At 42.5% G+C, this 8,573-nt stretch carries 7 protein-coding genes and 1 pseudogene; 6 read left to right on the top strand and 2 right to left on the bottom strand.

Features of this window, described 5'->3' with window-relative positions:
• A pseudogene (locus tag V7K53_RS25695) lies at window positions 1-285 on the top strand (hypothetical protein); the annotation flags it as partial.
• Between the two features lie 258 nt (window positions 286-543).
• The gene (aspS, locus tag V7K53_RS25690) at window positions 544-2,331 is read left to right on the top strand and encodes an aspartate--tRNA ligase (protein WP_335200349.1); all 1,788 of its coding nucleotides are present in this window, start codon (window positions 544-546) and stop codon (window positions 2,329-2,331) included.
• A gap of 331 nt (window positions 2,332-2,662) precedes the next feature.
• Here the strand turns inward: aspS and V7K53_RS25685 are convergent, their stop codons facing one another.
• Complete coding sequence (locus V7K53_RS25685; protein WP_335200348.1) at window positions 2,663-3,301, bottom strand: DUF4241 domain-containing protein; 639 nt, start codon at window positions 3,299-3,301, stop codon at window positions 2,663-2,665.
• A 212-nt stretch (window positions 3,302-3,513) separates the two neighbouring features.
• Between V7K53_RS25685 and V7K53_RS34130 the strand changes: the two genes are divergently transcribed.
• From V7K53_RS34130 to V7K53_RS25665, 4 genes are all read left to right on the top strand, one after another.
• The gene (locus V7K53_RS34130; RefSeq protein WP_442940512.1) at window positions 3,514-3,903 is read left to right on the top strand and encodes a DUF3011 domain-containing protein; all 390 of its coding nucleotides are present in this window, start codon (window positions 3,514-3,516) and stop codon (window positions 3,901-3,903) included.
• Between the two features lie 302 nt (window positions 3,904-4,205).
• Window positions 4,206-5,489, top strand: coding sequence for a M16 family metallopeptidase (locus V7K53_RS25675; protein WP_335200346.1), 1,284 nt, complete (start codon window positions 4,206-4,208; stop codon window positions 5,487-5,489).
• Window positions 5,490-5,604: 115 nt separating this feature from the next.
• Window positions 5,605-6,468, top strand: coding sequence for a fructosamine kinase family protein (locus V7K53_RS25670; RefSeq protein WP_335200345.1), 864 nt, complete (start codon window positions 5,605-5,607; stop codon window positions 6,466-6,468).
• 254 nt (window positions 6,469-6,722) lie between these two features.
• Window positions 6,723-7,361 (top strand): histidine phosphatase family protein, encoded by a 639-nt coding sequence (locus V7K53_RS25665; RefSeq protein WP_335200344.1) that lies wholly within the window; start codon window positions 6,723-6,725, stop codon window positions 7,359-7,361.
• A gap of 257 nt (window positions 7,362-7,618) precedes the next feature.
• On the opposite strand, the gene V7K53_RS25660 is transcribed toward V7K53_RS25665, so the two are convergent.
• On the bottom strand, window positions 7,619-8,482 hold the full coding sequence (locus V7K53_RS25660; RefSeq protein ID WP_335200343.1) for a WYL domain-containing protein: 864 nt from the start codon (window positions 8,480-8,482) through the stop codon (window positions 7,619-7,621).
• Window positions 8,483-8,573 lie beyond the last annotated feature (91 nt).

Below are 8,573 nucleotides of genomic sequence, written 5' to 3'. Positions count from 1 at the left end.
AATCCAGGCGATCGCAGTCAGCGTCCACCCAGACCTGATTTTAAAGCGGCGGCGACAAAGTTAGGAGTTACAGAAGCCCAGTTAAAGGCGGCATTAGGAGTCCCAGCCAATCCGCCAAATCCAGGCGATCGCAGTCAGCGTCCACCCAGACCTGATTTTAAAGCGGCGGCGACAAAGTTAGGAGTTACAGAAGCCCAGTTAAAGGCGGCATTGGGAGTCCCACCTCATCCTCCTGGCGATGGCGGAGCCTCTCCCCAAGGAAACCGTCCTAATCAACCAAAATAGTAAATAGACTACGCGGTAGGGGCGCAAGGCCTTGCGCCCCTACGACAGGTAAAGTTTTTCCCCTTTAACCTTTTCCCTTTCCCCAAAACCCGACAAGTATTAGGTGTGGTTCAAATACATGAAAACTGCTGTATATATAGTGTGAGATTATTTGATTTTTTCTTTCGCCAGAACTACTACAATTACTATTGATGCTAGATAATGGGAAGGCTTTGACATTTTCTTCCCAATCTAGCCCGGAAACAATAACTAAGACTTATGCGAACTCACTATTGCGGCGAACTCCGAAAAGAACATATTGGAGAAACTGTTACCTTTTACGGATGGGTAGACCGTCGCCGCGATCATGGTGGTGTGATATTTTTAGATTTACGCGATCGCTCTGGAATTGTCCAAATCGTCAGCGATCCGCAACGCACCCCAGATTCTTACGAATATGCGAACGCCCTGCGAAATGAATATGTTGTCAAAATCACTGGTAGGGTAACACAACGTCCCGAAGAATCGTTGAATACCCGCATCCCCACAGGCGAGGTAGAAATCTATGCCGATAAAATTGAACTACTCAATGCTGTTCGCAAACAGTTACCTTTCCAAGTTTCTGTAGCTGACACCGAGACAGTACGAGAAGACTTACGGCTGAAATATCGTTATTTGGATTTGCGACGCGAACGTATGGCGCAAAATTTGCAACTGCGTCATCAAATTGTCAAAGCCATGCGTCGTTATTTAGAAGATTTGGAAGGTTTTATCGAAGTCGAAACCCCAATCCTTACCCGTTCTACCCCAGAAGGGGCGCGGGATTATGTTCTACCCAGTCGCGTCAATCCTGGTGAGTGGTATGCTTTGCCGCAATCACCCCAGCTATTTAAACAATTGCTGATGGTATCCGGCTTAGATCGATATTATCAGATTGCCCGTTGCTTTCGTGACGAAGACTTACGCGCTGATAGACAACCAGAATTCACGCAGTTGGACATGGAAATGAGCTTCATGTCTCAAGAAGAAATTATCGAACTAAATGAGAATTTAGTTTGCCATATCTACAAAACAGTTAAAGGCATTGAGTTACAGCGCCCTTTCCCCCGTCTTACTTATGCTGAGGGGATGGAACGCTACGGTAGTGATAAACCAGATACACGCTATGGTTTGGAATTAGTTGATGTCTCAGATATCTTGAAAGACTCTGGTTTCAAAGTCTTTCGGGACACTGTTACCAATGGTGGTATCGTCAAAATCCTCCCCATTCCAAACGGTAACGATGTAATTTCTAATGTCCGCATTAAACCAGGTGGCGATTTATTTAAAGAAGCCAGCGAAGCCGGTGCTAAAGGTTTAGCTTTTATCCGCGTCAGGGATGATGGCGAAATTGACACCATTGGGGCGATTAAAGACAACTTAACCGAAGAACAAAAACAAGAAATTTTGCGCCGTACAGGTGCAAAAGCTGGACATTTGCTGTTGTTTGGGGCAGGGGAAGCTGCTACAGTTAATAAAACTTTAGATAGATTACGACAAGCGATCGCTAGAGAATTTAACTTAATCGATCCCGAAAAAATCAACTTGCTGTGGATCACAGATTTCCCGATGTTCGAGTGGAATGCTGACGAAAAGCGTCTAGAAGCATTACACCACCCGTTCACAGCACCGCATCCTGATGATTTGAGCGACTTAAAGACTGCACGCGCCCAAGCTTACGACTTAATTCTCAACGGCGTAGAAGTTGGCGGCGGAAGTCTGCGGATTTATCAGCGAGAAATTCAACAGCAAGTGTTTGAAGCGATCGGTTTATCTCCTGAAGAAGCACAAAATAAATTTGGCTTTCTCTTAGAAGCATTTGAATATGGTACACCGCCGCATGGTGGCATCGCCTACGGTTTAGATCGTTTGGTAATGTTGCTAGCTGGCGAAGAATCTATTCGGGATGTCATTGCTTTTCCCAAGACACAACAAGCACGTTGTTTGTTAACAGATGCACCTTCGAGTGTAGATGCTAAACAGTTGAAAGAATTACACGTTGCTTCGACTTATAAACCAAAGTCTTAACTCGACTTTATCCAATTAGGCGGCATAAACAGCAACATCGTTTGTTTTATTGCCAATACCAAACAAGCCAACCCAAGGTGCGCTCTATCACCCAGTGTTTTGGAAACAAAACAAACCCTTTGCGCTCTTTGGGTTGGAGTACTACTTGTATAATCCAATAACAATTTTGATTATAGCGGTTATCGAATGGAAGCAATACACTTTGACCTCACTTCCATTCCTCTTTCCTAACAGGAGAGAGACTTTGAATCTTACTCCTCTTCCCTAGTAGGGAAGGGGCTGGGGGTTAGGTCTGTATTGGACTCAACCGAGAAGCGCTATATTTTAATATTCAAAACTCAGTGACAATGTTAACAATTTTATCTTCGGTGTCGTATCCAAAGTAGGTTGGGTAACAACCATCTCCATACCCTGATGAAAAGGCAATTATATTTAATTGGGTAGATTTATCTATACAAATATTTGCCCACTTCCATGTATGTCTGTAATTTTTTCTTAATTCATCTTGAATCAGGTCTATCAAGCTTTCTTCTTGGGGATTAGCAATGTATGCATAGTATATTGAATCGTCAAGAATTTTTACTGCATCAAAATCCATAAAGCAACCAACTCCAGAATCAACTGGATAACCCAAGGTGTCATTTTCTGTAAGCGAAGCTAGTTCTTCATCAGAGCAAATACCTAATTTCCAATTTACGGGAGTTTCTTCGCTAATACGAATTATGGCATAAGCCACTCTTTGGTCATTATTTCTTGGATAATGAGCAACAATTAAGAAAACAGGATATTTACCAATTGGTAAAGACTTTTGAAAAGGTTCACTATCAGGAAAAGCAAGTGGATCGCAAGCTACTAATCTTCCTGAAGTTAAAATTAATTCTCCAACATAATGGGTTGTAAATGTAATATCTCCAATTGAACTAGATAGTTTTTCACCTCTTAAAGCTTTATAAAAATTAATAGTATCCATTTTTGTATAATGCTTGAAATAGACATTGTAGCATAAAATGCTTCAAACCCTTAGAATGCTTAAGTGCTTGATAGAACCTGTTATCTTTGATGAAGTTCAAAATGCAAATATTTTTTGCGTTTAATCTGATTGATTCATTGGCTCTAAATGCAATTTGCTAGAATTACTATAGTTTTTATTTCTGAGATTTGGAAGAAATCTAGCATTTTATTATGATTATGCGCCTTTCCACAATTGCTGCGACCTTTCTGGTTGCTAGTCTTAGTATCGGTACACTTTTGAGTATTGCTGCCCCAGCTTCGGCTGACGAGATAATAACTTGTGCAAGCCAAAATAATCGAAGGAATACTTGTTCGGTAAATACAAGAGGCAGAGTGAGACTTGTTAGGCAATTGTCTAACACCAGTTGCAGAGGAAATTGGGGCTATCGGAGAAATCGTATTTGGGTGAAAAATGGTTGCCGAGCTGAGTTTTCAGTTGGCGATCGCAGAAACGACAGATATGACAGAGATAATAGATACGATCGAAACGATAGATATGACAGAAACGATAGATATGATAGATATGACAGAGACAATAGAAACGACAGATATGACAGATAGGAGACTAGGTATTGCGTTAATATAGTTAAGCAGAAATTAAGAAACTTACTCCTGAATTCTGCTGTATTTTGACTTTTCAAACATTCTCTTGGGATTAACAAATACAAAAATACTCAACTACTTCTTGTGAGGTGGGCTTCTCGCCATTGGTGTCAACTTAAGGCAGATGCCCAAATGTCAAGTCTTGTTTACGTCTCTTGCTAATGCGATCGCTTCTTCTTTTGTAGAGAAGCGATCGCAGTGCTTATTTTATAGTCGCAGATAAGATAAGAGAGTAACATGCTCCTCACACACAAGTAGCAATGACCTCAACCCTGCGGAAATTTCCCCGTCTCAATGCTCCGACGCTGCACCAGTTGCCCAATGGTTTGACAATCATTGCCGAGCAAATGCCAGTTGAAGCCGTAAACCTCAACTTATGGATAAAAGTTGGCTCTGCTGTTGAACCTGATGCTATTAACGGCATGGCTCACTTTTTAGAACACATGATTTTTAAAGGAACAGAACGACTGGCAAGCGGCGAGTTTGAACGTCGAATTGAAGAACGGGGTGCTGTCACCAATGCCGCTACTAGCCAAGACTATACTCATTACTATATAACTACTGCCCCCAAAGATTTTGCCGAGCTTGCGCCACTACAAATAGATGTAGTATCGAATGCGAGTATTCCTGATGATGCCTTTGAACGCGAGCGATTGGTAGTTTTAGAAGAAATTAGGCGTTCAGAGGATAATCCCCAACGGCGTACATATCGGCGAGCGATGGAGACAGCCTTCGATCGTCTACCCTATCGCCGTGCGGTATTGGGGCCAGAATCGGTGATTGCCGGACTTAAACCCCAGCAGATGCGAGATTTTCATGCTAATTGGTATCAACCCCAGTCAATTACGGCTGTGGCTGTGGGCAATTTGCCCGTGGAAGAATTAATTGCAACTGTTGCGGAAGGATTTACAAAAGCCACTAAAACTCTCCGCTCCCCACTTCCTACACCCCACTCTCCCCTGAATCCTGAGTCACCATTTACAGAAATTGTTCGTCGAGAATTTATCGATGAAAGTTTGCAACAAGCAAGGCTAGTAATGGTTTGGCGGGTTCCAGGAATGACGCAGTTAGATTGTACCTATGGATTGGATGTTTTAGCCGGAATTTTGGGACATGGACGGACATCAAGACTAGTGAGGGATTTACGGGAAGAACGGGGATTAGTTTCTTCAATTTCTGTGAGCAATATGAGCAACGAGTTGCAAGGGATATTTTATATTTCAGCTAAATGCGCAGTAGAAAATTTACCAGTTGTAGAGAATGCGATCGCTCAACACATTGGCAAACTACAAACAGAGTTCGTAACAGAATCAGAAATAGCTCGTGTGCAGCGACGAGTAGCTAACAAATTTGTTTTTGGTAACGAAACACCAAGCGATCGCTCTGGGTTGTATGGTTATTATCAGTCTTTGGTAGGAGATTTAGAACCCGCCTTTAACTACCCAGCGATCATTCAAAGCCAAGATGCAACAGACTTGATGCAAGCGGCCAAAGAGTATCTATCTTCTAATTCTTATGGTGTAGTTTTTGTCAAGCCCTTTTAGAGTTAGGAGTTAAGAGTGAGGAGTTATGAGTGAAAAGCCATGATTGTGACTCCTGACTCCTAACTTTTATTTAACTCCTAACTTCTAACTCCTAATTCCTAACTTTTATTTAATCATGTGGACTCAAATCGACACCCATATTAGCCAGGTGACTGGCGAAAAATTCCAGAGTCAGCAACGGCGATCGGTTGGTGGTGGGTGCATCAACCAAGGTTATGCTGTCTCTAATGGTGAGATAACCTACTTCGTCAAGCAAAATCTGGCATCCCAAGTTGCGATGTTTGAAGCTGAGGCGTTGGGTCTAAAGGAAATGCTAGCAACAGCTAGTATTCGCATCCCTAAACCAATTTGCTGGGGTACTGCTGATAATTCTAGCTACATCGTTCTGGAATGGTTGGAACTTGGTAGTGGTAACAGCAATTCATGGCAAGAAATGGGGCGCAAGTTAGCAGCGATGCATAAAGCTAGCAGCAGTCAAGGTTTTGGTTGGAAAATTAACAATACCATTGGTTCCACACCCCAAATCAATACTTGGACAGCAGACTGGACGGAATTTTATATTAAACATCGCTTGGGTTATCAATTTCAGTTGGCAAGGCAGCGGGGAGGTAATTTCCCTAAAGAAGATAAGTTATTAGCGATGATTCCTGAACTATTGGCGGATCGTCACGTGCAACCTTCCTTAGTACATGGCGATTTATGGGGTGGAAATGCTGGGTGTACTGCGTCGGGAGAACCAGTGATATTTGATCCAGCAACTTATTTTGCAGATAGAGAAGTTGATATCGCCATGACCGAATTATTTGGTGGTTTCCCCGCAGCGTTTTATAAGGGTTACAACGAGGTATTTCCGTTAGATGCAGGCTATGAGCAGAGAAAAACGCTTTATAACCTGTATCACATTTTGAATCACTTCAATTTATTTGGGGGTAGTTACGATTCGCAAGCCAATAGGATGATTGACCAGATTTTACGATAAGGAATGCGGATTAAATAAAGTGCAAAACTAGTGACAGAGCGGCGTCGCGGAAAGTGCCGAGCCAGTGCGGTCTTGGGGCAAAGCCCCAAGTGGAGCATCTAGCGGCGTCCTTACTTCAATAATCCCACGCTTAAAAACGTGGGTTCCCTTCTGCCTCCTGCCTTCTGAATTTGTCCTGCTGTCACAGACTCGATTGCGAGATTGATGGTACTTTGTTTTTGCACAAACTCCTTTATCCCAATCGCATACAAGCTATGACACTCAATTTATATTTACTGCGACATGGAGAAACTACCTTTAGTCAAAGTGGTAATTTCTGTGGTGAAACTGATGCGGAGTTGACAACAGAGGGGATGCAGATGGCATCCGCTTTTGCCGATGTTTATCAACAATTGAAGTGGGAAGGGGTTTATGTTAGCCCGATGAAGCGTGCAATTGCAACTGCCAAGCCATTTTGTGATGCTATCGGTATGGATATGCAGTTGCGTGACGGACTTAGAGAAGGTAGTTACGGCGAATGGGAAACTAAGAGTAAATCGTTTGCCCAAGAGAATTATGCAGAAAACTATCTAAAATGGGTGACAGAACCCGCTTGGAATGCACCACTAGGTGGAGAAACTGCGGTAGATATTGCTAACCGTTCTATGCCTGTAATTGCTGAGATTCAAGAAAAACATCCCCAAGGTAACGTTTTAGTAGTTTCTCATAAAGCTACGATTCGGATTATGCTTTGCAGTTTACTGGGAATTGATTTGGGACGCTATCGCTATCGGGTGAATATTTTGGTCGCGTCGGTAAGTATGGTTAAATTTGACGTTAATGGCCCTTTGTTAGAAATATTAGGCGATCGCCATCATATACCCGATCGTATTCGCTCTCGTCCGGGAACATAATAGTCTCTTAGGGACTTGCAAAAAAGAAATTATCTCAAATTATTTCTATATTTATAGGGGCGCAAGGCCTTGCGCCCCTACAATTGGATTATTTTTTAACTGGAAGGCGCTGTTTCGCCCGCCACCGATCGCGTGGGTTGGCAAAGCCCTCAGTAAAATAGGAGATTAATTTCGGGTATGAGAATTTCTGCCCTGCCGAATCGATTTATTTTCATAGGTTATAGCCTATATTGGGTGAGATACCTATCCCACAAGAGTTAACTCCTGGTTTCGATATCGTATAACTGGCATAGGGTGAGGAGTTTTTGTTTAAGGCGATCGCGCAGACTCTCAGGTGATACAATCACGCAATCTTCCCAATAAGGCGATACTTCTCGAATCAGCCAGAAAGGGTTAGCTACTCGTCGCACCACCTGACGCACATCATTAATCATGTCATCCTCAATATCATCTTCTTTCGGTTGATAAGCTTTAGCTAGCCAACCCCGAAAGTGTAATTGCACTTTTACATAATCAAGTTCACCCCGCCAATCTCCACTTGTCGGCACAACAGACTTAATTCGTTCAAAGCTTAAGCAACGATTGTGCCAAAGTTCGGTTAATTCTGGAATATCGTTTTCTACGTCTGCTGTCTCTTCGCACCAAATCATGAGATAAAAGCGTTTCTCAAAAAACTTTACCTCAGCATGACGAACTTTGTAATCTAATTCGTGACCTTGAGAGTTGGAATAGAGAATGTAGAAAGGCTGTTTAGCTTTACTTAGTTCTTCTATCGTATTTCGCCATTCTTGGATAGGTTGACTAAGTTGTTTCATCAGTAATTGACGAAGAGGTGCTTCGAGATTGCCACGTTCCAGTAAAAGTGCAAGTATAGTTTGCGCTTCTCCAATGTGACCTGCATCATTCAAAGCTTTTATCGCTTGCTGTAAGGCATTAACTTGGTTAGAGTCAAGCCTAAAGGGCTTCCCGACCTCTACAGATTGTTGTGCGATCGCCACTATTAAGCCCGAAATACTGGGTTCTTTGCCCCAAGTGATATTGAGTTGGCGAGCGAGCGCTTCTAGTTGTTCCTTAGTTCCTGGCGGAATTGACAGTGTAATCGTTTCTTTTTTTCTGGGCATTTACAAAATGTACTTGCACTTTTAATTTACTTGTGCCATATTCATAGATGTAATTATAAATAGTCTGGTTGTAAAAAAGTGCAGTGACATA

Source organism: Nostoc sp., assembly GCF_036917355.1.
Classification (GTDB): Bacteria; Cyanobacteriota; Cyanobacteriia; order Cyanobacteriales; family Nostocaceae; genus Nostoc.
This window is presented reverse-complemented; position numbering and strand designations above follow the sequence as displayed.

Excerpts from the sequence above, each read along its gene's own strand:
- V7K53_RS34130 (WP_442940512.1), top strand. The coding sequence starts at position 3,514 with ATGATTATGCGCCTTTCCACAATTGCTGCGACCTTTCTGGTTGCTAGT.
- aspS (WP_335200349.1), top strand. The coding sequence starts at position 544 with ATGCGAACTCACTATTGCGGCGAACTCCGAAAAGAACATATTGGAGAA.
- V7K53_RS25675 (WP_335200346.1), top strand. The coding sequence starts at position 4,206 with ATGACCTCAACCCTGCGGAAATTTCCCCGTCTCAATGCTCCGACGCTG.
- V7K53_RS25665 (WP_335200344.1), top strand. The coding sequence starts at position 6,723 with ATGACACTCAATTTATATTTACTGCGACATGGAGAAACTACCTTTAGT.
- V7K53_RS25670 (WP_335200345.1), top strand. The coding sequence starts at position 5,605 with ATGTGGACTCAAATCGACACCCATATTAGCCAGGTGACTGGCGAAAAA.
- V7K53_RS25660 (WP_335200343.1), bottom strand. The coding sequence starts at position 8,482 with ATGCCCAGAAAAAAAGAAACGATTACACTGTCAATTCCGCCAGGAACT.
- V7K53_RS25685 (WP_335200348.1), bottom strand. The coding sequence starts at position 3,301 with ATGGATACTATTAATTTTTATAAAGCTTTAAGAGGTGAAAAACTATCT.